Below are 23,593 nucleotides of genomic sequence, written 5' to 3'. Positions count from 1 at the left end.
CGTGCTCGGCGGCCGCGGCCGCCAGGCGCGCGGCGTCATCGGCGGCCAACCTGCGGATGCGGACCAAGTGCACGCGAAGGCTTCGCATGGCCTGGGCCAGGTAGGAGTTGGAGATGGCGGCATCGATGGCGGTATCCAGGCGTCCCACCAGCTCGTAGTACTCGTGGCGCGTGGGATCGTTACCGTTGATCATCTCCGGTGCGCGGACCAGTTCACCCCGCAACTGTTCGAAAGTGGCGGCATCGCCTCGGCTGGCAGCCAGCGCAGCAGCCTTGCCTTCAAGGGTTTCGCGCAGTTCGAACAGTTCGTCGATGTCCTCAAGGGAGATATCCGTGACCACCACACCGCGGCCGCCCGGCGTCGTCAGGCCTTCCGCGGTGAGCCGGCCGAGGGCCTCGCGGAGCGGGGTGCGCGAGACGCCGAGCCGTTCGGACTGCTCCACCTCGGCCAGGACCGTCCCGGGGGCAAGCCGCCATTCGACAATGTCGTCCCGGAGGGCGGCGTAGGCCTTCTCGCTGGCACGCATGGGAGTCTCCTTCCTCGGTAGATGAACATCAGTGTATACAAAGACTGCTGATCGACCAAGCAAATTCACCTATCTCCTGCCTTCTGCCCCAGTTCTGTATACACATGTCTTGTGGTGAGCCTTCGAAGGAACTAGCATGACCTGCATCACAATGTCGTGGACGGGATGACTTCATGGGCACCAGCAGCTATCGGGAATGTTATGGGCGCAGCGTGCAGCGGCCGGAGGACTTCTGGCGAGACGCCGCCCGGGCCGTCGACTGGAGCGTCCAGCCCACCCGCGCCCTGGATTCGAGCCGCGCCCCGCTCCACCGCTGGTTCCCCGACGGTGAGCTGAATACCTGCTACAACGCGCTGGACCGGCATGTGGCCGCGGGCCGCGGAGACCAGACGGCACTGATCTACGACTCCGCCATGCTGGGCATCCAGCAGCGCTTCAGCTATGCAGAACTCACCGAACTTGTGGCCCGTTTCGCCGGAGTGCTCCGGCGTAACGGTGTGGGCAAGGGCGACAGGGTGGTGATCTACCTGCCCATGATTCCTGAGGCCGCCATCGCAATGCTGGCCACTGCCCGCCTGGGCGCGATCCATTCGGTGGTCTTCGGCGGCTTCGCCCCCAAGGAACTTGCCGCCCGGATTCGCGACGCCGCCCCCGCCGTCGTCGTCACCGCCTCGGGCGGGCTCGAGCCCTCCCGCCGGATCGAGTACCTGCCGGCCGTCGCCGAGGCGCTGGAGCTCGCCGGAACGCCGGCGACCCCGGTGCTGGTTAAGGGCCGGGACGGCTTCAAGGACTCCGCGGCGGACCACGCCGGCTGGCTGGACTGGGAGAGCGAAATGGCATCCGCGGATCCCGCCGCACCGGTGGACGTCATGGCCACGGATCCCCTCTACATCCTGTACACCTCCGGGACCACAGGCACCCCCAAAGGCGTGGTGCGGGACAACGGCGGCCACGCCGTCGCCTTGCGCTGGACCTTGGAAAACATCTACGACGTCGGTCCCGGCGACGTCATGTGGACCGCCTCGGACGTGGGCTGGGTGGTGGGCCACTCCTACATTGTCTACGGTCCGCTGCTGGCCGGCGCCACCACCGTGATCTACGAGGGCAAACCGGTGGGAACCCCCGACGCCGGTGCGTTCTGGCGGGTGATCCAGGACCACAGGGTCAACGTGCTCTTCACCGCCCCGACCGCGCTGCGGGCCATCCGCAAGGCCGACCCGGAGGCCATGCTGGTGAAGAACTACGACATCTCCAGCCTGCGGACCCTCTTCGCCGCGGGGGAGCGGCTCGACACCGACACCTTCCACTGGGCCTCCCGAGTCCTCGGCGTGCCCGTGGTGGACCACTGGTGGCAGACCGAGACCGGCTGGGCCATCTGCGCCAACCCGCGCGGACTGGACACACTGCCGATCAAGCCGGGCTCGCCCAGTGTTCCGATGCCCGGCTTCAGGCTGCGGATCCTCGACGCGGCCGGCCAGGAGGTGGAAGCCGGCACCGAGGGCAACATAGTCCTCGACCTGCCGCTCCCGCCAGGCACCCTTGCCACCCTGTGGCGGAATGACGAGCGGTACATCTCCTCCTACCTGCAGGCGTTCGAGGGGAGCTACGCCACCGGAGACTCCGGCTACCGGGACAAGGACGGCTACCTCTTCGTGATGGGCCGCACCGACGACATCATCAACGTCGCCGGGCACCGGCTTTCCACCGGTGCCATGGAGCAGGTGATCGGCCAGCACCCGGCCGTTGCCGAATGCGCGGTGATCGGCGTCGCGGACTCCCTGAAGGGCCAGCGCCCCAGCGGCTATGTGGTGCTCAAATCCGGGGTGGACATACCCCCGGAACTCCTGGAGAAAGACCTGGTCGCCCTGGTGCGGCGGGACATCGGCGCGGTGGCGGATTTCAAGCACGTCACGGTGGTGGAGGCCCTGCCCAAGACCCGATCCGGAAAGATCCTCCGCAAGACCATGCGGCAGATCGCCGACGGAGAGGAGTACACCGTGCCGTCAACAATCGAGGACCCCGGGGTCATCGTCCAACTGGCCGGCGTACTGCGGCCGGAACGCGCAGCCGGAGACTGAGCCGCAGGAGTATGCGGCCCTGGACCTCAGCGGGCGGTCCACCGGTATTCGTTCTCAGGCCTGCCGGGGGTGCCGTAGCGGGCCGTACGGGAAACGGTGCCGGCATCGGCAAGGTACTCCAGGTACCTCCGTGCCGTTACCCGGGACATTCCCAGGGCCTCCATGACTTCGGTGGCAGAGACTGCCCCGGGCTGTTGGCGGAGGAACTCCTGGACTGAACCGAGGGTGGAGGTGGAAAGCCCCTTGGGCAGCGGCAACTCCGAGGGAGCCCGCAAGCTGGCGAAGGCCTGGTCCACATCACTCTGCGAAGCGCCCCCTCTGCCTGCCCCGGCACCTGCCCCGGCCAGCTGCTGCCTGAACTGGCGGTAGCTTTCGAGCTTGTCGGAGAACGTGGCGAACGTGAACGGCTTGATCAGGTATTGGACCACGCCGATGGCGACGGCACTGCGGACGATGGCCAATTCGCGGACGGCGGTGATGGCGATGATGTCGGCAAGGATTCCGGCCGAACGCATGCGCCGGGCAATGTCCAGGCCGTGCAGGTCCGGCAGGTTCATATCCAGCAGGACCAGTTCCACGGGCTCTCCGGCCGCCACGAACTCGTTCAGCAGCCGCAGGGCCGACTGGCCGTCCGGGGCGGTCCCGGCGAGCTCGAATCCGGGCAGCCGCCCCACGTAGGCGGCGTGGGCTGCGGAGGCGATCGCTTCATCCTCAACGACGAGGACCCGGATGTTGCTCACTGGCTGTGCTCCTTTTCCGGGGGCACCGCTGCGGGCAGGAATACTTCGAACTTGGCGCCGTTCCGTCCATTGATGGCCAGCGTACCGCCCAAACGCCCCACAGCCTGCCGGACCAGCGCCAGTCCGACCCCCCGGCCTCCGGGACCGGCCGGCTTCGTGCTGAAGCCATGCCGGAAGATCAGTTCGGCATCGGCCGGGTCGATGGGGGTCCCGGAATCGTTGAGGGCGATGTCCAGTCCTTCCTCGTCCGCTTCCAGGGTCAGCTGGACCCGCCGCGGAGCGGGAGCATCGGCTGCCGCGTCAATGGCGTTGTCCAGCAGGTTGCCCATGATCGTCACCAGGTCCTGGACGGCCACACCAGGCGTCGAGCCCGAACCCAGGGTGGACACGTCCAGCTGCACCCCGCGTTCGTGGGCCTCGGCCACTTTTCCCATGACCAAGGCGCCCACCACCGGTTCGTCGATGGAGCTCACCATGTCATCGGTCAGCTGCTGGCTCAACGCCAGGTCCTTCGTGGCAAAGTCCAGGGCCTCCCCGGTCCGGCCCAGCTCAAGGAGCGAGACCATGGTGTGCAGCCGGTTGGCGTGTTCGTGGGTCTGCGCCCGCAACGCATCGGACAGGGTCCGCATGGTCTGCAGCTCGTTGCCCAGCGCTTCGATCTCCGTCCTGTCACGGAGTGTCGCAACCGTTCCGTACACCGGCACCTTGCCGCGCGCACCGGGGGACTCCGGACCCCGGGCGGGGCCTTGGTTGACCACCAGCACGCGGGAACCTGTCAGGACCATCTCGTCCTTGGTGGTGCGTCCGGACTCGAAGAGGCTGCGAAGCTCGCTGTCCAGCGGGAGATCGGCCAACGATGGCGGCTTGGTGGGATCATTGCTTCCGGTCTCGGCAAGGCCCAGCAGCTCGGCGGCCTGGTCGTTGTACATCACCACCCGCTTCCTGGCATCGATCAGGATCAGCCCTTCGCGGACCGAGTGGAGTACCGACTCGTAGTAGGCGAAGAGCTGGGCCAACTGTTCGGGGCCCCAGCCGCGGGTCACTCGGCGGAGGTACCGGCCCAGCAGCCACGAGGCCAGGGACCCGCCCACCAGGAGGGCAATTCCCAAGGCGAGCAGCACGGGGAGCCGGGCAGCGAAGGCAACGTCGACGTTGCGGACCGTAACGCCAACAGCCACCAGTGCCTTGATTGTTCCTGCTGAATCCTTGACCGGAACGATGGTCCGGACGGAAGGGCCGAGGGTACCCGCCGTGACTTCCGTAAAGGTGCGCCCCTGCAGGGCGGCATCGATGGAGCCGATGTAGGGCCGGCCCAGTTCCTCATCCCGGGGATGCGTCCAGCGGGTCCGGTCGGGGGCCATGATGGTGATGAAGTCCACCCGTGCCGCGGCGGTGACATCCTTGGCGTACGGCTGCAGCAGGACGGAGGGGTCCGGCGTGGCAGCGGCCTGCAGCACGAGCGGATTGGCGGCGATGGAGGCGGCCACGCCTTCCATCCGGCGGCCGGCTTCATCATAGGTCCGGTCCCGTGCGTCGAGGTAGGCGGCAGTTCCTACGATGGCGATGAAGCACACCACGATCAGCAGGTTTGCCACGAAGAGCCGGCGGGCGATACTCCAACGGTGGATCATGCGTACCTCCATCTGACCCTGCGGGTGCCGCGACCAATATGAACGCAACGGTGAGCTGGATCACGGGGTGCCCAATGATGGATATCACATTGCAAGGACGTGTCGAGCCCAGAGCCTGTGCCGCAGCGTCTATCAGAATATCCACAAGGAGACACATCATGGCTTCTCAACGAGGAGAGTCGCTCGGAACTGCGACGCCGCGGCGCAAGGGACTGGACAAGTCCCACTACCTGTACATCGCCGTCATCGCGGCAGTTATCCTGGGCGCACTGGTGGGCCTGCTGTTCCCGGAGGTCGCCAAGAACCTCAAGCCGCTGGGCGACGGGTTCATCAAGCTCATCAAGATGATGATCGCGCCGGTCATCTTCTGCACAATCGTCCTGGGCATCGGTTCCATCGCCAAGGCGGCTACCGTGGGCAAGGTGGGCGGCCTGGCGCTGGGTTACTTCGTCATCATGTCCACCTTCGCCTTGGCCATCGGCCTGGTGGTCGGCAACCTGATCCACCCCGGTGAGGGCCTGAAGCTCACGCCCTACGATCCCAACAAGAAGGCAGCTACGGACAGCACCGTCGACTTCCTGCTGGGCATCATCCCCAGCGACATCCCCGTGCTGCCCACCCTGCTGGCGGCAATCCTGGTGGGCTTCGCACTGCAAAAGATGGGCCCCCAGGGCGCTCCGATCCTGAAGGCCATCGGCCACGGCCAGGCCCTGGTGTTCCGCATCCTCATCATGATCATGTGGCTCGCTCCGGTCGGCGCCTTCGGTGCCATCGCCGCCGTCGTGGGCGCTACCGGCGTCCAGGCCATCGTGAGCATGTTCACCCTGATGGTGGCGTTCTACATCACCTGTGCGCTGTTCATCGTCGTGATCCTCGGCGGGCTCCTCCAGGTGGTGGCCGGCGTCAACATCTTCAAGCTCATGAAGTACCTGGCCCGCGAATACCTCCTCATCTTCTCCACGTCCTCCTCCGAGGCTGCGCTCCCGCGGCTGATCGCCAAGATGGAACACCTGGGCGTGTCCAAGCCCGTCGTCGGCGTCACCGTTCCCACCGGATACTCCTTCAACCTTGACGGAACAGCCATCTACCTGACCATGGCGTCCCTCTTCGTTGCCAACGCCATGGGTACCCCGCTGGACCTCGGCGCCCAGATCTCCTTGCTGATCTTCATGATCATTGCGTCCAAGGGCGCCGCCGGCGTGACCGGCGCCGGGCTGGCCACCCTCGCCGCGGGCCTGCAGGCACACCGTCCCGAGCTGCTCGGCGGCGTGGGAATGATCGTCGGCATCGACCGCTTCATGTCCGAAGCCCGTGCGCTGACCAACTTCACCGGCAACGCCGTCGCCACCGTCCTGATCGGCACCTGGGTCAAGGAGATCGACGGCGGCCAGGTCACCCGCGTCCTCTCCGGCGAGGCCCCGTTCGATGAGCAGACCATGATCGCCGGGCATGGCGAAATGGCACCAAAGGAAGAAGGCGCCCGCGAGGTCGCCAAGGCCTGACCGTCACCTGCGGCAACGCCCCAAACCGCCCCTGCAGCCCCCGCTGCAGGGGCGGTTTTGTTGTGTTCAACCCACAACCTTCGACCTCTACTAGAGGGTCAAGGCTCAACATTCGCGGAAAGTCAAGTTCCGTCGAATGCCGTGTCGGGCGCTGTAACCTAAGGATCAGAACGAACGGCGCTGGCGAGCCAGCGGCAGGAAATCACCGTCATCGAAAGTGTGGACAGATACGTGAGCAGCGAACAGGGTTCAGCAACTCTGGAGGGCACGGAATTCGACCTGGAAAACGCGGTGATGGGCCCCACCGGGCGCCCATACCGGGAGTTCCCGGAACCCGCGCCGCTGTCCTCCCACGGCCCGGCCCGCGTCATTGCCATGGTCAACCAGAAGGGCGGCGTCGGGAAGACGACCTCCACCATCAACCTCGCCGCAGCGCTCGCGGAATACGGCCGCCGCGTCCTGCTGGTGGACTTTGACCCCCAGGGCGCGCTCTCGGCTGGCCTTGGCGTCAATCCGCACGAGCTTGACCTCACCGTCTACAACGTCCTGATGGACCGCAAGGTGGACATCCGCGACGCCATCCACCAGACCGGCGTCGAGAACGTCGACCTCCTGCCGGCCAACATCGACCTCTCCGCCGCGGAAGTCCAGTTGGTCAACGAAGTGGCACGCGAGCAGGTCCTGGACCGTGCGCTCAAGAAAGTCGAAGACGATTACGACGTCGTCCTCATCGACTGCCAGCCGTCCCTCGGCCTCCTGACTGTCAACGCCCTCACGGCAGCGCACGGTGTCATCATTCCGCTGATCTGCGAGTTCTTTGCGCTCCGCGCGGTGGCGCTCCTGGTCGAAACCATCGACAAAGTCCAGGACCGGTTGAACCCGCGCCTGCAGGTGGACGGCGTGCTGGCCACCATGTACGACGCCCGCACCCTGCACAGCCGGGAGGTCATCACCCGCCTGGTGGAGGCCTTCGGCGACAAAGTCTTCGAGACTGTCATCAAGCGCTCCATCAAGTTCGCCGACGCCACCGTCGCCGCCGAACCCATCACCAGCTACGCGGGGAACCACGTGGGGGCTGACGCCTACCGCAGGCTGGCCAAGGAACTGATCGCCCGCGGCGGCGCACCGTAACCAACGCCGTGGCCGAATCAAAGCCCGGCTTCGAGGTGCGGCTGGCCAACTTCACCGGCCCTTTCGATCTCCTCCTGGGCCTCATTGCCAAGCACCAGCTGGACATCACCGAGGTGGCCATCGCCACGGTGACGGATGAGTTCATCAAGTACATCCGGAAACTCCAGGAGCTCGGCGAAGAATGGGCGCTGGATGAGGCAAGCGAATTCCTGGTGATCGCCGCGACGCTTCTCGACCTGAAGGCGGCACGACTCCTCCCCGCCGGCGAGGTCGAGGATGACGAAGACATCGCCCTCCTCGAAGCGAGGGACCTGCTCTTCGCCCGGCTGCTCCAGTACAAGGCCTTCAAGCACGTGGCCGGAATCCTGGGCGAGACCCTGCATCAGGAGGGCCGGCGCTTCCCGCGGCAGGTGGCACTGGAGGAGCAGTTCGCGGCGATGCTTCCCGAACTCGTCTGGAAGCACACGCCTGAACAATTCGCCGCCCTGGCCGGGGCCGCACTGCGGCCCAAGGCCCCGGCGCAGCCGCCGCAGGTGGCCCTAGGCCACCTCCACGGGGGCAACGTCAGCGTCAAGGAGCAGGCCGAGATGCTGGGCCTGCGCCTGCAACGGCAGTCCCCGCTGACCTTCCGCTCCCTGATCGCCGACGCCGGGTCAACCATGGTGGTGGTCGCCCGGTTCCTGGCGCTGTTGGAGCTGTTCCGGGACAAGGCGGTCTCGTTCGACCAGCTGTCCCCGCTGGCAGAGCTGGCGATCCACTGGACAGCCGATGGCCGGGACTGGTCGGCCGAGCATCTCAGCGAAGAATACGAGGAACAACTGTGAACCTGGAACCGCAACAACCGGAGCCGGGGGCGGACTTTGGGGATGACCACGACGCCGACGGGCTTCCCGGGGGCGCCAAGGCCGCCCTTGAGGCCGTCCTGATGGTCCTGGACGAGCCGGCCACGGAGGATGAGCTCGCCGCGGGGGTTGGCCTCACGCCCGCCACGGTGCGCTCCCTGCTGGAAGAACTTCAACGCGAGTATGACGGCTATACTGTTAACGCCCCGGATATGGAGAATGCCAGCCACGCTGGCTTTGGCTCCAGGCCCCGGGGTTTTGAATTGCGGAACATCGCCGGTGGCTGGCGGATCTACTCCCGCGCCGAATTTGCCGACATCGTGGGCAAGTACGTGCTCGACGGGCAGACCACCAGGCTCACCCAGGCGGCATTGGAAACACTGGCTGTCATCGCGTACCGCCAACCCGTTTCACGGGCCAGGGTGTCTGCAATTCGCGGAGTCAATGTTGATTCTGTCGTACGGACACTCGCCCAGCGCGGGCTGATCGAGGACGCGGGAACCGATCCCGAGTCCGGCGCAATCCTTTACCGGACCACCTCCTATTTCCTTGAACGGATGGGAATCGGTTCAGTGGAGGAGTTGCCCCACCTGTCGCCGCACCTACCGGGTCTCGATGGGATCGCAGAGTTCTACGACGCCGACATGATGTAGGCAGGGCACTCCCTGTCCGCGTCAATTCACTTACCAGGGCAGACGAAGTCTGCACGGCTGGCTAGGGTTGTCCTTGGACATCTCTGCGGGCCAAAACATCGAAGGACGGGTCATGACACAGGCGGGACGCCAGGGTTCACCACGTAACGGATCAGGACGCGGCGGGAGCGACCGCAACGCGTCACAGCGCGGGAATTCACCCCAGCGCGGCAACCAGGGCGGAGGCTCCCGGGGCGGCGCGGCAAAGCGTTCGTCCGCCTTCGGCGGCGACCGCCCGCAGCGGGCGCCGAAGCCGCGCGAGGAGCGCTTCATCGACCCCGACCTTGCCGGGGACCAGCAAGGACGCCCAGCAGGAGGCTCCAAGCCGGCGGCGCCGTCGTCGCGCAAGCCCGCTGCCCGCAAGCCGGGATCCAAGAAGGCTCCCGGAACTCCCGGCGCCCCAAAGACCAAATCGCGCACGGGTGCACCCGGCGCTGCTGCGTCCCGCGCCTTCGGCAGCGAACGCTTCGGCCAGAACCTTGGCCCGGTCCGCAAACCTGCCCGCAGGAAGGGCCCCCGCGGCAACGTTCCCCAGTCCGAACTCCACGATGCCGACGGCGTCCGCCTCCAGAAGGTGATGGCGTCGGCTGGTGTGGCGTCCCGGCGTGTCTGCGAAGAGATGATCGCGGAGGGCCGCGTGGAAGTGGACGGCCAGGTGGTCACCGAGCTCGGTGTCCGCGTCGATCCCAAGACCGCCGTCATCCACGTCGACGGCCTGCGGATCCAGCTGGACGAAAACTTGGTCTACATGGTGTTCAACAAGCCCAAGGGCGTGGTGTCCACCATGGAGGACCCGGAGGGCCGCCCCTGCATCAGCGATTTCCTCAAGAACAACAAGAACACCGGCGAACGCCTCTTCCACGTGGGCCGGCTGGACGTCGCCACCGAGGGGCTGCTGCTGCTGACCAACGACGGCGAGCTCGCCAACCGGCTGACCCACCCCTCCTACGAGGTACCCAAGACCTACCTCGTCCAGGTGCGCGGGCCGTTCCCGCAGGGTGTCGGTGCCCAGCTGAAGGCCGGCGTCGAGCTTGAGGACGGCTTTGCCAGCGTCGATTCCTTCCGGCTGGTGGACTCCACGCCCGGCCACGTGCTGATCGAGGTTGTGCTCCACTCCGGCAAGAACCGGATTGTGCGCCGCCTCTTCGACGCTGTCGGGTTCCCGGTCCAGCGGCTTGTCCGCGTCAAGGTGGGCCCCATTGGGCTCGGAGACCAGCGCCAGGGCAGCATCCGCAACCTGGGCAAGCAGGAAGTCGGCCACCTGCTGGCATCCGTAGGGCTCTGATCCATGTCCGCGTTCAAAAGCCACGGCCGCGGCCACCTGGACGGGCCTGTGGTGGTCATTGGCGCCGGACTGCTGGGCGCCAGCATCGGGCTGGGCCTGCGTGGGCGCGGCGTAGCGGTGTTCCTGTCCGACCCCTCACCCACCAACCAGGCGGTGGCGGTGGATATCGGGGCGGGCCGCCCGCTGTCCGAGCTCGGCAGCGGAAAAGCCCAGCTCGTCGTGGTTGCCGCCCCGCCGGACGTTACGGCCGACGTCGTCTGCCAGGCGCTCTCCGACTACCCTGACGCCGTGGTCGTGGACATTGCCAGTGTCAAGGCGGACATCCTTGCCCGGCTCCGGAGCCTGGGCGCCGACCTTTCACGGTATGTGGGCACCCATCCCATGGCCGGAAGGGAAAAGTCCGGTCCGGTAGCCGCCCGCGGCGAGCTGTTCACTTCCATGCCGTGGGTGCTCTGCCCGTCGGAGGAAACCTCGGACCACGCTTTGCAGGTGGCCCGCTCGCTTGCCTCGGACCTGGGAGCCGTCGTCTCGCAGTTCACGGCGGAAGAGCACGATGAAGCCGTCGCCCTGGTGTCGCACCTGCCCCAGGTCATGTCTTCGCTGCTGGCGAGCAGGCTGCAGGGCACGCCGCTGCATGCCCTGTCCCTGGCGGGGAACGGCCTGCGCGACGTCACCAGGATCGCCGCCAGCGATCCCACCCTGTGGGTTCAAATCCTTGGCGGCAACGCGGCCAAGGTCGTGGAGATCCTTTACGGCGTCCGCGAGGACCTGAACCGGCTCATCGGAACCTTGGAGCAGCCCACTGCACCGGGTGCCCGCCTGGACCTTGCCCAGCTCATCAGTGAGGGCAACGCCGGGCAGGCGCGGATTCCCGGCAAGCACGGCGGGCCACCACAGGCGTATTCCTGGCTGACGGTGCTGGTGGATGACAAACCGGGCCAGATCGCGCAGCTGCTCACCGAGATCGGTGAAATCGGCGTGAACGTCGAAGATCTTCGGCTGGATCATTCATCCGGACAAAACGTCGGCATGGTGGAATTGTCAGTGTTGCCGAACAAGCACGACCACCTGATCGAAGCCCTCAACGACCGCGGATGGCGGGTACTTCAGTAATGACACAGGAACTTCTCGAAACCATGCGCGCGCTGCGCATCGGCCGGCCCCTGGTGGTCGCCATCGACGGGCCGTCCGGCTCCGGCAAATCCAGCGTGAGCAAGGAGGTCGCCCGCCGGCTCCGTCTTGCCTACCTGGACACCGGTGCCATGTACCGTGCCCTGACCTGGTACTGCGTGAGCGAGGGCATCGACCTGGCGGACACCCCTGCCGTGGAGCAGGCGTCCCGCGACTTTGTGCTGGAATTGAGCACCAGCCCGCAGGAGGAATACGTGCGGGTAGGCGGCGTGGACGTCACTGATGCCATCCGTGAGCCCGCGATCTCCTCGGCCGTCAGCGCCGTCGCCACCACGCTCGGCGCCCGGACCGAACTGATCCGCCGGCAGCGCGACCTGATCGAAAAGCACCACCGCCGCATGGTGGTGGAAGGCCGGGACATCACTACCGTCGTCGCGCCCGGCGCCGAAGTGCGCATGCTCCTCACCGCCAGCGAGGAAGCCCGGCTGCGCCGGCGCGGCATCCAACTGGGCGGCACCCAGAACGCCGAGCAACTTGCCGCCCAGGTCACGCACCGGGATGCCAAGGACTCAACCGTGGTCAATTTCACGCAGGCGGCGGACGGCGTGGTCACCCTGGACTCCTCGGACTTGGACTTCGAGCAGACGGTGGACGCCGCGCTCGTGATCGTCATCAAGGTGCTCAACCGTGACTGACGCCGGAGCCGGCCTGCCGTCCGGTTTGACCACGGTATGGAGCAGGCCCGTGGGCTGGGTGCTGGACCATGTGGTCTACCGGACCTCCGTGACCGGCAGGAGCAACGTCCCCACCGGCGGTCCCGTCATCTTTGCGGCCAACCACATCAGCTTCCTGGACGGGCCGGTGATGTTCGGCGCGGCCCCACGGCCCATGCACATCCTGGTGAAGCAGGAGATGTTCAAAGGCTTCCTGGGCCGGGTGCTCACCGCCTCGGGACAACTTCCCGTTGACCGCCGGGGGGACAGGGGTGCGCTGCAGCGCTGCAAGGCCGTGCTCGACGCCGGACGCTGCGTTGGGATTCTCCCCGAGGGAACGCGGGGGAGCGGGGCAGCAGAAGACATCAACGGCGGCGTGGCGTGGCTGGCCCTGAACACCGGCGCGCCGGTGGTTCCGGTGGCCATCCTCGGGACCCGCCAGGGAGCCGAACACCTGGATTCGGTTCCGCGGCCCGGGCGGCGTTTCCACGTCAGCTTCGGGACAGCCCTTACCCTGGCCCGCCGGGCCGGCGAAAGCGGGCGTGCTTCAATGGACAGGGCGGCGCAGGAAATCCGCGCGGCCCTGGCGGGGCATGTCCAGGACACCATCACCATCAGCGGGCAGCCCTTGCCTTTCGCTGATCACCAAGACCTGACAGCAGTAGCCGGGGACGCCGGCAGATGACCACTAAGGACAGTGCAATGAGCGACACCACCCAGACTTCCGGGCATTCCGGTGCCGGCGATGACGAATACGTACCCTCCGGCAGCGACCAGGTCGCCGAACGGCTGGCGGCAATAGACGACGACGAAGCAGAGCTGCGTGCCGCCTCCCTCCGGGCCGGCCTTGAGGACTACGACCTCGACGAGGACGACGCCGCCCTGCTCAGCGGAGACTACGGCGACGAAGACCTTGAGGGTCCCCTTAAGCTGGATCCGGTCCTGGCCATTATCGGCCGCCCGAACGTGGGCAAGTCCACGCTGGTGAACCGGATCCTGGGCCGGCGTGAGGCCGTGGTGGAGGACACCCCCGGCGTCACCCGGGACCGCGTCATGTACTCGGCGAACTGGAACGGCCGCAACTTTACTTTGGTGGACACCGGCGGATGGGAACATGACGCCCGCGGCATCCACGCCCGCGTGGCCGAGCAGGCCGAGATGGCCGTGGAACTTGCCGACGCCGTCCTCTTCGTGGTGGACTCCGCCGTCGGAGCCACCGCCACGGACGAAGGCGTCATGAAGATGCTTCGCCGCAGCAAGAAGCCGGTCATCATGGTGGCCAACAAGGTGGACGACTTCGCCCAGGAAGCGGACAGCGCCGCACTGTGGGGCCTCGGCTTCGGCCAACCGTACCCGGTATCAGCGCTGCACGGCCGCGGCGTGGCAGACCTCCTGGACCACGTCATGGACATCCTCCCCGAGTTCTCCACCGTCGAGGGCGTGGAACGATCCGGCGGTCCCCGCCGAATCGCCCTGATCGGCCGTCCCAACGTGGGCAAGTCCTCCCTGCTGAACAAGCTCGCCGGATCCGAACGCGTGGTGGTGGACAACACCGCCGGCACCACCCGTGACCCCGTGGACGAATTCATCGAACTCGGCGGCCGCACGTGGCGCTTCGTGGACACCGCCGGTATCCGCCGCCGCCAGCACATGGCCCAGGGTGCGGACTACTATGCTTCCCTGCGGACGCAGGCCGCCCTCGAAAAGGCGGAGGTCGCCGTCGTACTCCTGGCGGTGGACGAGGTCCTCAGTGAACAGGACGTCCGTATCCTGCAGCTGGCCATCGAGTCCGGACGCGCGTTGGTGCTGGCCTTCAACAAGTGGGACCTGCTCGACGACGAACGCCGCCGCTACCTCGAGAGGGAAATCGAGCAGGACCTTGCCCACGTCGAATGGGCTCCGCGGGTCAACATCTCCGCCAAGACCGGATGGCACAAAGACCGCCTGGTTCCGGCCCTGGACCTGGCCCTGGAGAACTGGGACCGGCGCATCCCCACCGGGCGCCTCAATGCCTTCCTCGGCGAACTCGTGGCCGCGCACCCGCACCCGGTCCGTGGCGGCAAGCAGCCGCGCATCCTCTTCGGCACCCAGGCCTCCAGCCGGCCGCCGAAGTTCGTCTTGTTCACCACCGGCTTCCTGGACCCCGGGTACCGCCGGTTCATCACCCGGCGGCTGCGGGAAACCTTCGGCTTCGAAGGTACTCCCATCGAGGTGAGCATGCGCGTGCGTGAGAAGCGCGGCCGCAAGCGTTAATTGCGACACACCTTGGGGCTGATCGCCGGAAAGTGTCACTGGCACCCCTCCGGATCGTGTAAGCTCTTCTAGGTGGTTCGGCCGGACTGCTGATGGAAATCCTTGGAGGAATCCTTGGATCCGGTCAGCGGAGAACGGCGGAACCAGCGGGCTGTAGCGCAGCTTGGTAGCGCACTTGACTGGGGGTCAAGGGGTCGCAGGTTCAAATCCTGTCAGCCCGACCAAAAAGCGGAAAGCGCCGGAGATCATCTCCGGCGCTTTCCGCTTTTTTGGCGTTCCCGGCCGTTCCCGGTCCGGCCGGATGCCTGGTTCCGGGACTGCCTATTTCAAGAACTTCGACGTCCTCCGGTCCGCCAGGATCTTGCCCTTGGTCTGGCACGTGGGGCAGTACTGCAGCGCCGTGTCCGCGAACGACACTTCACGCACGGTGTCGCCGCACACGGGGCAGGGCTGGCCGGCGCGGGCGTGCACCCGCATGTGGCTTCGCTTGACGTCCTTGAGGTCTTTGGGCGGCTTGCCGCGGGCTTCCACCAGCGCCTGGCCCAACACGCTGTGGATGGCGTCGTAGAGCACCTGGACCGTCTCCCGGTCCAGGGACTTGGCGATGGCGAACGGAGAGATCCGCGCGGCGTGCAGGATTTCGTCGCTGTAGGCATTGCCGATGCCGGCAATGACGCTTTGGCTGCGCAGCAGCCCCTTGATCTGCTGCGAACTGCCCTGCAGGATCTCCGCCAGCATGCCGGCGTCGAACGCCTCCGTGAACGGATCGGGACCCAGCGCCGCAATTCCCGGCACATCCTGCGGATCGCGCACCACATAGACCGCCAGGCTTTTCTTGGTGCCCGCTTCGGTCAGGTCCAGGCCCCGCGGGCCGTCCGGACCGGCAAAGGTGCACCTGACGGCGATCAGGCCCTTGCCCATTCGAAGCTGGCTGTCGGCGGGGGAGTCGGTGAAGCGCACCCACCCCGCTCGCGCCAGGTGGAATACCAGCGACACGCCCGCAGTGTCGATGCTGATGAATTTGCCGAACCGCCGGACCCCGGAGACCAGCTGTTCCTCAAGGGCGCTGAAGGGCGGGTCGGCGGTTTTGAGGACGGCGAAGGACACGATCTGCAACCTTGAGATCGTGCACCCGCGCAGCTGCTCGTCCAGGAACGTGGCCAGGCCGGCCACTTCGGGCAGTTCCGGCATGGCTTACCCGCCCCGCCGCAGGGATGCTGCACCAGTGCTTGCACTCATGGGTCCCATCTTGTCAGAAACCCCGGTGCCCGCCCCGGCAGTTGTGCCTATACTTTCAGCGGCGGCCCGATTTCCGGGCCCCTCGTGACCTTGGCGCGCACCCCGATGAAAGGCCCCCCATGAGCAACATTCCCGAAGACCTGTCCTACACCGCCGAACATGAGTGGGTTACGGCCCCCAATGCCGACGGCGTGGTCCGCGTGGGAATCACCGACTTCGCCCAGGACGCGCTTGGTGACGTCGTCTACGCCCAGATGCCCGAAGTCGGCACGAAGATTACGGCGAACGAAGTGGTGGGCGAGGTCGAGTCCACCAAGAGCGTGAGCGACATCTACGCACCCGTTTCCGGCGAAGTCGTGGCGCGCAACGACTCCCTGGACAGCGATTCCGCCCTGATCAACACCGATCCCTACGGTGATGGCTGGCTGATCGAGGTCAAACTGGCCGAACCTGACGCCGTCGAGTCGCTGCTCAGTGCATCGGAGTACGAACAACAGGTAGGCTAAAGCTAACCGGTTAATCCGGTCCGGCCCCGCGTCGCAGGCAGGACGTCTTCGCACGTCAGTGGCCGGATCGGGCGCCGGCGCCGGACCTGCCGGGCAGGGCCGGTGAGCAATCGTCGGTTGCGGGCCAAGGCCCTGCACATCTAAGAGGAGGAATCCATGGCTGGCCACAGACACAACCCTGCCGATGGGGATTACGGCACGGGTGCGGCTAAGGCGTCGGAGACCACCTCGATCCATCTCACGCCGGTCACCGATGAGCCCACCATCGCCCCGAAGCTTTCTTCGGACGAGCGCAATTCCGTGGAGGCCCTGCCTGCCGGTTCCGCGCTGCTGGTAGCGCACAGCGGCCCGAACGCCGGTGCCCGGTTCCTCCTGGATTCGGACGTGACCACCGCCGGCCGCCACCCGGATGCGGATATCTTCCTGGACGATGTCACGGTCTCGCGCCGGCACGTCGAATTCCGCCGCACCGCTCGCAGCTTCGAAGTCGTGGACAAGAACAGCCTCAATGGCACCTACGTCAACCACGACCGGGTGGACAGCGTGGAGCTCAAGTCCGGCAGCGAAGTCCAGATCGGCAAGTTCCGCCTCACCTTCTACCTGAGCCCTGCCACGGCTGCAGGCCGCAGCTGACCCGGGGACCACTGCCTGTGGCAATGGCACAACCGGAACGCCGGGGCCCCCAGGTCCTGAATATCGGCGAGGTCCTCGCCCAGCTCAGCGCTGACTTCCCGGGCATGACGGCGTCGAAAATCCGCTTCCTTGAGGAAAAGGGCCTGATCAATCCGCGCCGCACACCTGCCGGCTACCGCCAGTACTCCGACGGCGACGTCGAACGCCTGCGGTTCGTGCTGGCCCTGCAGCGCGACCAGTACCTGCCCCTGAAGGTCATCAAGGACTACCTTGACGCAATCGACAGGGGAGAGCGGCCGGAAAACCTGCCCCCCGGCGTCGTGGTGTCCCCTCGTATTGTCTCGGACGAACTTGCCGCCGAGTTGCAGAACCGGGGCAGGAAACTGAGCGAGGAGCAACTTCGGACCGAATCCGGAGCCAGCGTCCCCCTGCTGCAGTCCCTGCTGAGCTTCGGCCTCATCAGCCACAGCAACGGCCAGTTCGATGAGCATGCCCTCCAGGTTGCCCGCGCGTGCGTGCAGCTGGAAAGCCATGGGCTCGAGCCGCGCCACCTTCGCCCCTTCCAGGCGGCGGCCGAGAGGGAATTCGGCCTCGTGGAACGTGCCGTCGCGCCGCTGGCCTCGCGCAAGGACTCGGCATCGCAGGCACGCGCGGCCGAGGCCGCCCGCGAGATCAGCGATCTTTGCCTCACCCTGCACCGGGCCCTGGTGCAAGACCACATCTCACGCATGGACATCTGATGATTGAAGTAGAGATCGTAGGCGTTCGCATCGAATTGCCGTCCAACCAGCCGCTGGTCCTGCTCAAGGAGATGCACGGCGAACGCCACGTGCCCATCTGGATCGGCACCCCCGAGGCCAGTGCCATTGCGCTCGCCCAGCAGGGTGTTGTCCCGCCCCGGCCCATGACGCACGATCTCCTGGTGGACGTGGTGGAGTCGCTGGGGCACTCCGTGGTCAGCGTCAACATCGTGGCCGTGGAAGACAACATTTTCTATGGCCAACTGCAGTTCGAGAACGGCACCACGGTCAGCTCCCGGGCCTCCGACGCCCTGGCCATCGCGCTGCGGGCCAAGTGCCGGATCTGGTGTGCCGATTCGGTCATGGACGAGGCCGGAGTGCGCATCACGGAACATGATGAGGGGGAGGACACCGAGCCGGGCCCCACGGTGGACGAAGAACGCGAAATGCGCCGGTTCCGCGAGTTCCTTGACGACGTGGAGCCCGAGGATTTCGACGGCTAAGGTCACGTTAAAGTTAAAGTTGAGGCTGAAAGTTTCGACACGCCTCTTTCAACCCCCCAACGTCTTTGACCTGGGGACCTGCCGGGCCTAACGTCGAAGTATCAAGTTCCCTTGCTTACGGCAGCCGCGCAAGTCACACTGGAAAGTGCGCCCCGCGACAATTACACGCATGGTCTTCATGCCGAAGCTGCCTTAGAGAGTTCCTGGGAGCGTACGACAAGGAGGATCCAGGTGAGTCCCAAAGGCGAAGCAGGCGGGCTGAAACAGCCCACAGCTGGTGTTGCTGTGCCCGTGAGCGGTGCCCAGGGCCTCCTGTTCACCGAGGACCTTCCGGTACTGGATGAGGACGCAGGCTACCGCGGCCCCACTGCCTGCAAAGCCGCAGGCATCACTTACCGGCAGCTCGACTACTGGGCGAGGACCGGTTTGGTTGAACCCGCCGTCCGCGGTGCCGCCGGCTCCGGCTCACAACGGCTGTACGGCTTCCGGGACATCCTGGTCCTCAAAGTGGTCAAGCGCCTCCTGGATACCGGGGTCTCCCTGCAGCAGATCCGGACCGCCGTCGAACACCTCCGGGAGCGCGGCGTCGAGGACCTGGCACAGATTACGCTCATGAGCGACGGTGCAAGCGTCTACGAGTGCACGTCCGCGGATGAGGTCATAGACCTCGTCCAGGGTGGCCAGGGAGTCTTTGGCATCGCCGTTGGCCGTGTCTGGCGGGAAGTGGAAGGCAGCCTCGCGTCGCTGCCCAGCGAACATGCCGCGGAGCAATCCTTTCCCGACGACGAACTGAGCAAGCGCCGTGCGGCGCGGAAGATCAGCTGACACCCGTTCCAACAATTAAGGGNNCCCTTAATTGTTGGAACGGGTCCTAGCGGGTACGGCTGCGCAGGCCGGCGCCTGCGGCCATGAGGTTGGCCAGGAGGTCGTCAAACAATGCCGCCGCGGACTTGGCCGAATCGCCGGGCCAGTGATGCACGGGGTGGGCCGCACCCTGGATCTGCTGCCAATTGGCCTGCTCCGGGATCCTCGGGCTCAGCAGGAGTTCGCCGAACATGGACTCCATCTCCGCCAGCCGGTAGGTGTGCTCGGAGGAGCCCGTGCGGACCCGGTTGGCCACGATGCCGGCAGGCGAAAGATTGGGGGCGAACTCCTGGCGGAACAGCTGGATGGCGCGCATGGTGCGTTCCGTGCCTGCCACCGAGAAGAGGCCGGGCTCGGCGACCAGGGCCACCTTGTCGCTGGCGGCCCATGCCATGCGGGTCAGCCCGTTGAGGGACGGCGGGCAGTCGATCAGGACCAGCTGGTAGTCCCCGGCGCCGGCAAGTACGGCCGACAGCCTGCGGAGGTCGCGGCGGCCAAGGTCCGGCCGATCGTAGATGCCCGTGTAGGCGGAGCCGACGGCGACGTCCAGGACGGCGGGCCCGGAACCGTTGGCCGGGACGCGGTCAGCCCAGTTGCTTCGCACCACGTTCTCGGCCATCTTTGCCCGGCGGGGGCTCTTCAGCATCCTGCCGATGTCCAGGTGGTCTCCGGGCTGGACTCCCAGTGCCGTGGTGGCGTCGGCGTGCGGATCCAGGTCCACCACCAGTGTGCGAATTCCGGCGGCCAGCGCCGCAGACGCCAATCCTGTGGTGACGGAAGTCTTGCCGACTCCACCCTTAAGGCTGCTGATGCTGACTACTTGCACTTGAGAGACCAAAACCTAACGCCGGATGCCGTGTTGGGGGTAATGTTTGCCTCGGCAGAGCCGAAGCCGGACGGTCCTGCCGCCCTACTCATCATATGTTGATGCGTCGGCGAATCCTGTTTTATCGGGCGTCGGCATGGCACCGACTGTGCTGCCGGGGCGGTTTCCGCCAGCCACGCTGAAAGCGTTCGGGACATGACGGGGAAATCTGTGACGGTGGCCACAAAGATTTGTGTTTGTCCTTGTAGGTCCTAGACACTGTGACCACTCATTCGATCCACCCCGCAATGATGCAGGAGAAGTATGTTTTCCAAAGTTCTGGTGGCCAACCGCGGTGAAATCGCGATCAGGGCCTTCCGCGCCGGCTATGAGCTGGGTGCCAAGACCGTTGCCGTTTTTCCGCAGGAGGACCGAAACTCGATCCATCGCCAGAAAGCGGACGAGGCCTACCTGATCGGCGAGGAAGGACACCCTGTCCGGGCCTACCTGGACGTGGCTGAGGTGGTCCGGGTTGCCAAGGAGTCGGGCGCGGACGCGATTTACCCGGGTTACGGCTTCCTCTCCGAGAACCCTGAGCTTGCCCGCGCGGCGAAGGCCGCCGGCATCACTTTCGTTGGTCCGCCTGCGGAAGTGCTGGAGCTTGCCGGCAACAAGGTGGCTGCCCTCAAGGCTGCCCGCGAGGCCGGTGTCCCCGTACTGAAGTCCAGCGAGCCCTCCAAGGACCTGGACGAGCTGCTGGCGGCCGCCGACGAGATCGGATTTCCCATCTTCGCAAAGGCTGTAGCGGGCGGCGGCGGCCGCGGCATGCGCCGGGTGGACACCCGCGACGCCCTGCCTGAGGCCCTGAAGTCCGCGATGCGCGAGGCGGACGCTGCCTTCGGTGACCCCACCATGTTCCTGGAGCAGGCCGTCCTGCGCCCCCGCCATATCGAGGTGCAGATCCTTGCCGACGCAGAGGGCAACGTCATGCACCTCTTCGAGCGCGACTGCTCCATCCAGCGGCGGCACCAGAAGGTCATCGAGATCGCTCCCGCCCCCAACCTCGATGAGGGAATCCGGCAGGCCCTCTACCGGGACGCCGTGAAATTCGCCAAGGCCCTGAACTACGTCAACGCGGGCACGGTCGAATTCCTGGTGGACACCGAGGGTGAGCGGGCCGGCCAGCACGTATTCATCGAAATGAACCCTCGCATCCAGGTGGAGCACACCGTCACCGAGGAAGTCACGGACGTGGACCTGGTCCAGGCCCAGATGCGGATCGCCTCCGGCGAGACCCTGGCCGACCTTGGACTGTCCCAGGACACCGTTAAACTCCGCGGCGCCGCCTTGCAGAGCCGCATCACCACCGAGGATCCCGCCAATGGTTTCCGGCCCGACGTCGGAAAGATCACCGGCTACCGCTCGGCCGGCGGCGCCGGCGTGCGGCTCGACGGCGGCACTGTGTACTCCGGTGCCGAGATCAGCCCCCACTTCGACTCCATGCTGGTTAAGCTCACCTGCCGGGGCCGGGACTACCCGTCAGCGGTGGCCCGTGCCCGCCGTGCCCTGGCCGAGTTCCGCATCCGCGGTGTCTCCACGAACATTCCCTTCCTCCAGGCCGTCCTGGACGACCCCGATTTCATCGCAGGCGATGTCGCCACCAACTTCATCGACCAGCGCCCTGAACTGCTCAAGGCCCGTGTCTCGGCCGACCGTGGCACCAAGCTCCTGACATGGCTGGCCGAGGTCACCGTCAACAAGCCCAACGGCGAGCTGACCGTGCACTCCAACCCCGCCGACAAGCTGCCGGACGTCAAGGGCAAGGAGGCGGCAGCGGGTTCGCGCCAGAGGCTCCTTGAGCTGGGCCCGGAGGGCTTCGCCAAGGCATTGCGCGAGCAGACCGCCGTGGCGGTCACGGACACCACGTTCCGCGACGCACACCAGTCCCTGCTGGCCACCCGCGTCCGCACCCGCGACCTCGTTGCCGCCGGCCCCGCCGTCACGGCGTTGCTCCCGCAGCTGCTGTCCGTTGAGGCGTGGGGCGGCGCAACCTACGATGTCGCCCTCCGCTTCCTCGGTGAGGACCCCTGGGACCGGCTCGCCGCGCTGCGCAAGGCGATGCCGAACGTGTGCATCCAGATGCTCCTTCGCGGCCGCAACACGGTTGGCTACACGCCGTACCCCGAAGAAGTGACGGAGGCCTTCGTGAACGAGGCCGCCGCCACCGGCATCGACATCTTCCGTATCTTTGACGCCTTGAACGACGTCAGCCAGATGGCCCCGGCCATCCGGGCGGTCCGCGCCACCGGCACCGCCGTCGCCGAAGTGGCGCTCTGCTACACCGGCGACATGCTGGACCCGGAAGAGAAGCTGTACACCCTTGACTACTACTTGGAGTTGGCGCAGAAGATCGTGGACGCCGGCGCCCATATCCTGGCCATCAAGGACATGGCGGGCCTGCTCCGCCCTGCGGCCGCGGCAAAGCTCGTGGCCGCCTTGCGGGAACGGTTCGACCTGCCCGTCCACCTGCACACGCACGACACGGCGGGCGGCCAGCTGGCCACCCTGCTCGCCGCTGTCGACGCCGGTGTGGACGCCGTGGATGTCGCAGCGGCATCGCTGGCCGGCACCACCAGCCAGCCCTCGGCGTCGGCCCTTGTAGCGGCCCTGGCCCACACGCCGCGCGACACCGGCATCAGCCTGGACGCGGTCAGCTCGCTGGAACCGTATTGGGAAGCGGTGCGCCGCGTGTATGCCCCGTTCGAGTCCGGCCTGCCGGGCCCCACCGGCCGCGTATACAAGCACGAAATCCCCGGCGGCCAGTTGTCCAACCTCCGCCAGCAGGCCATGGCGTTGGGCCTGGGGGAGCGCTTCGAAGCGATCGAGGACATGTACACGGCCGCGGACCGGATCCTGGGCCACTTGGTGAAGGTGACGCCGTCCTCGAAGGTGGTGGGTGACCTCGCGCTCCACCTGGTGGGCCTCAACGCCGATCCCGCGGATTTTGAAGCGAATCCACAGAATTACGACATCCCCGACTCCGTCATCGGTTTCCTGTCCGGCGAGCTCGGTGATCCTCCGGGAGGCTGGCCCGAGCCCTTCCGCACCAAGGCCCTGCAGGGCAGGAGCGTAAAGGTCCGCGATGCCGAGCTCAGCGCCGAGGACAGCGCGGCCCTGAAGTCCGATTCGAAGACCCGCCAGCACACGCTGAACCGGTTGCTTTTCGACGGACCCACCAAGGACTACCTCAAGAGCGTGGACACGTACGGCAACATCTCCGTGCTGGACACCCGGGACTACCTCTACGGACTCCAGCGCGGCACCGAGCACGAAATCCAGCTGGAACGCGGAGTCCGCCTCATCGCCTCCCTGGAAGCCGTCTCGGAGCCGGACGAGAAGGGCATGCGCACGGTCATGTGCACCCTCAACGGCCAGTCCCGGCCGGTCGTGGTGCGGGACCGTTCCGTGGTCAGCAACGTCAAGGCGGCCGAGAAAGCCGATCCCGGCCAGCCGGGCCAGGTGGCCGCACCCTTCGCCGGCGCCGTCACTGTCACCGTCAAGCCCGGCGACACCGTCAAGCCCGGAGACACCGTGGCAACGATCGAAGCGATGAAGATGGAAGCTTCCATCACGACGCCGGTAGCCGGCAAGGTGGCCAGGCTCGCCATCTCCGCCGTCGAGCAGGTCCAAGGCGGGGATCTGCTGCTGGTGATCGAGGAGTAGACGGGCCACAGCCAGGTAAACGAAGGGGGCCTCCCGGCAACGGGAGGCCCCCTTCG

Annotated in this window: 21 protein-coding genes and 1 tRNA gene; 17 read left to right on the top strand and 5 right to left on the bottom strand. The window is 66.3% G+C overall.

Annotated features, from left to right (window positions below):
* Positions 1 to 526, bottom strand: a 526-nt coding sequence (locus DC347_RS20935; protein ID WP_109864347.1) for a GntR family transcriptional regulator, incomplete at its 3' end; no start/stop codon positions are given.
* A gap of 173 nt (positions 527 to 699) precedes the next feature.
* On the opposite strand from DC347_RS20935, the gene DC347_RS20930 reads away from it, so the two are divergent.
* Complete coding sequence (locus DC347_RS20930) at positions 700 to 2,604, top strand: propionyl-CoA synthetase (protein ID WP_109864346.1); 1,905 nt, start codon at positions 700 to 702, stop codon at positions 2,602 to 2,604.
* Positions 2,605 to 2,630: 26 nt separating this feature from the next.
* Here DC347_RS20930 and DC347_RS20925 read toward each other — a convergent pair whose 3' ends face one another.
* Both DC347_RS20925 and DC347_RS20920 read right to left on the bottom strand, forming a co-directional pair.
* Positions 2,631 to 3,344 (bottom strand): response regulator, encoded by a 714-nt coding sequence (locus tag DC347_RS20925; RefSeq protein ID WP_018763512.1) that lies wholly within the window; start codon positions 3,342 to 3,344, stop codon positions 2,631 to 2,633.
* Positions 3,341 to 4,975: a sensor histidine kinase gene (locus DC347_RS20920; protein ID WP_109864345.1), complete on the bottom strand. Its 1,635-nt coding sequence runs from the start codon at positions 4,973 to 4,975 to the stop codon at positions 3,341 to 3,343. Before DC347_RS20920 ends, DC347_RS20925 begins: the two co-directional genes overlap by 4 nt.
* A 158-nt stretch (positions 4,976 to 5,133) precedes the next feature.
* Between DC347_RS20920 and DC347_RS20915 the strand changes: the two genes are divergently transcribed.
* The 10 genes from DC347_RS20915 to DC347_RS20870 all read left to right on the top strand — a co-directional run bounded on the left by DC347_RS20915 (position 5,134) and on the right by DC347_RS20870 (position 14,748).
* Positions 5,134 to 6,477, top strand: coding sequence for a cation:dicarboxylase symporter family transporter (locus DC347_RS20915; protein WP_109864344.1), 1,344 nt, complete (start codon positions 5,134 to 5,136; stop codon positions 6,475 to 6,477).
* 231 nt (positions 6,478 to 6,708) lie between these two features.
* Positions 6,709 to 7,608: a ParA family protein gene (locus DC347_RS20910; protein WP_018763515.1), complete on the top strand. Its 900-nt coding sequence runs from the start codon at positions 6,709 to 6,711 to the stop codon at positions 7,606 to 7,608.
* Positions 7,609 to 7,616: 8 nt separating this feature from the next.
* Positions 7,617 to 8,432: a ScpA family protein gene (locus tag DC347_RS20905; RefSeq protein ID WP_109864343.1), complete on the top strand. Its 816-nt coding sequence runs from the start codon at positions 7,617 to 7,619 to the stop codon at positions 8,430 to 8,432.
* A 2-nt stretch (positions 8,433 to 8,434) separates the two neighbouring features.
* Positions 8,435 to 9,103 (top strand): SMC-Scp complex subunit ScpB, encoded by a 669-nt coding sequence (locus tag DC347_RS20900; RefSeq protein WP_051083583.1) that lies wholly within the window; start codon positions 8,435 to 8,437, stop codon positions 9,101 to 9,103.
* Positions 9,104 to 9,215: 112 nt separating this feature from the next.
* Positions 9,216 to 10,427 carry a pseudouridine synthase gene (locus tag DC347_RS20895; RefSeq protein WP_018763518.1) on the top strand — a complete coding sequence of 404 codons (1,212 nt, stop codon included), beginning with the start codon at positions 9,216 to 9,218 and terminating at the stop codon, positions 10,425 to 10,427.
* 3 nt (positions 10,428 to 10,430) lie between these two features.
* A complete protein-coding gene (locus DC347_RS20890; protein WP_018763519.1) occupies positions 10,431 to 11,540 on the top strand; it encodes a prephenate dehydrogenase in 1,110 nt (369 codons plus the stop codon).
* Positions 11,540 to 12,253, top strand: coding sequence for a (d)CMP kinase (gene cmk, locus DC347_RS20885; RefSeq protein WP_109864341.1), 714 nt, complete (start codon positions 11,540 to 11,542; stop codon positions 12,251 to 12,253). The genes DC347_RS20890 and cmk overlap by 1 nt, the downstream gene beginning before the upstream one ends.
* 49 nt (positions 12,254 to 12,302) lie before the next feature.
* Positions 12,303 to 12,956 carry a 1-acyl-sn-glycerol-3-phosphate acyltransferase gene (locus DC347_RS20880; RefSeq protein ID WP_018763521.1) on the top strand — a complete coding sequence of 218 codons (654 nt, stop codon included), beginning with the start codon at positions 12,303 to 12,305 and terminating at the stop codon, positions 12,954 to 12,956.
* Positions 12,957 to 12,973: 17 nt separating this feature from the next.
* A complete protein-coding gene (gene der / locus DC347_RS20875; protein WP_018763522.1) occupies positions 12,974 to 14,524 on the top strand; it encodes a ribosome biogenesis GTPase Der in 1,551 nt (516 codons plus the stop codon).
* 147 nt (positions 14,525 to 14,671) lie between these two features.
* Positions 14,672 to 14,748, top strand: a tRNA-Pro gene (locus DC347_RS20870).
* 97 nt (positions 14,749 to 14,845) lie between these two features.
* Here DC347_RS20870 and DC347_RS20865 read toward each other — a convergent pair.
* The gene (locus DC347_RS20865; RefSeq protein ID WP_109864340.1) at positions 14,846 to 15,715 is read right to left on the bottom strand and encodes an Fpg/Nei family DNA glycosylase; all 870 of its coding nucleotides are present in this window, start codon (positions 15,713 to 15,715) and stop codon (positions 14,846 to 14,848) included.
* Positions 15,716 to 15,882: 167 nt separating this feature from the next.
* Here DC347_RS20865 and gcvH point away from each other — a divergent pair, with 167 nt between their 5' ends.
* From gcvH to DC347_RS20840, 5 genes are all read left to right on the top strand, one after another.
* Positions 15,883 to 16,269, top strand: a complete 387-nt coding sequence (gene gcvH / locus DC347_RS20860; RefSeq protein WP_018763524.1) for a glycine cleavage system protein GcvH — start codon at positions 15,883 to 15,885, stop codon at positions 16,267 to 16,269.
* Positions 16,270 to 16,425: 156 nt separating this feature from the next.
* Positions 16,426 to 16,902: an FHA domain-containing protein gene (locus tag DC347_RS20855; RefSeq protein ID WP_018763525.1), complete on the top strand. Its 477-nt coding sequence runs from the start codon at positions 16,426 to 16,428 to the stop codon at positions 16,900 to 16,902.
* A gap of 23 nt (positions 16,903 to 16,925) precedes the next feature.
* Complete coding sequence (locus DC347_RS20850) at positions 16,926 to 17,642, top strand: MerR family transcriptional regulator (protein ID WP_018763526.1); 717 nt, start codon at positions 16,926 to 16,928, stop codon at positions 17,640 to 17,642.
* Positions 17,642 to 18,145 (top strand): bifunctional nuclease family protein, encoded by a 504-nt coding sequence (locus tag DC347_RS20845; protein ID WP_018763527.1) that lies wholly within the window; start codon positions 17,642 to 17,644, stop codon positions 18,143 to 18,145. The genes DC347_RS20850 and DC347_RS20845 overlap by 1 nt, the downstream gene beginning before the upstream one ends.
* A gap of 231 nt (positions 18,146 to 18,376) precedes the next feature.
* Entirely contained in the window at positions 18,377 to 18,970 is a 594-nt protein-coding gene (locus tag DC347_RS20840) for a MerR family transcriptional regulator (RefSeq protein ID WP_018763528.1), read from the top strand.
* 46 nt (positions 18,971 to 19,016) lie between these two features.
* Here the strand turns inward: DC347_RS20840 and DC347_RS20835 are convergent, their stop codons facing one another.
* Complete coding sequence (locus tag DC347_RS20835; protein ID WP_026265085.1) at positions 19,017 to 19,835, bottom strand: ParA family protein; 819 nt, start codon at positions 19,833 to 19,835, stop codon at positions 19,017 to 19,019.
* A 303-nt stretch (positions 19,836 to 20,138) separates the two neighbouring features.
* Between DC347_RS20835 and DC347_RS20830 the strand changes: the two genes are divergently transcribed.
* A complete protein-coding gene (locus tag DC347_RS20830) occupies positions 20,139 to 23,537 on the top strand; it encodes a pyruvate carboxylase (protein ID WP_109864339.1) in 3,399 nt (1,132 codons plus the stop codon).
* Positions 23,538 to 23,593: the final 56 nt, after the last annotated feature.

Origin of the sequence: Pseudarthrobacter sp. AG30 (genome assembly GCF_003116525.1) — a bacterium.
GTDB lineage: Bacteria > Actinomycetota > Actinomycetes > Actinomycetales > Micrococcaceae > Arthrobacter.
This window is presented reverse-complemented; position numbering and strand designations above follow the sequence as displayed.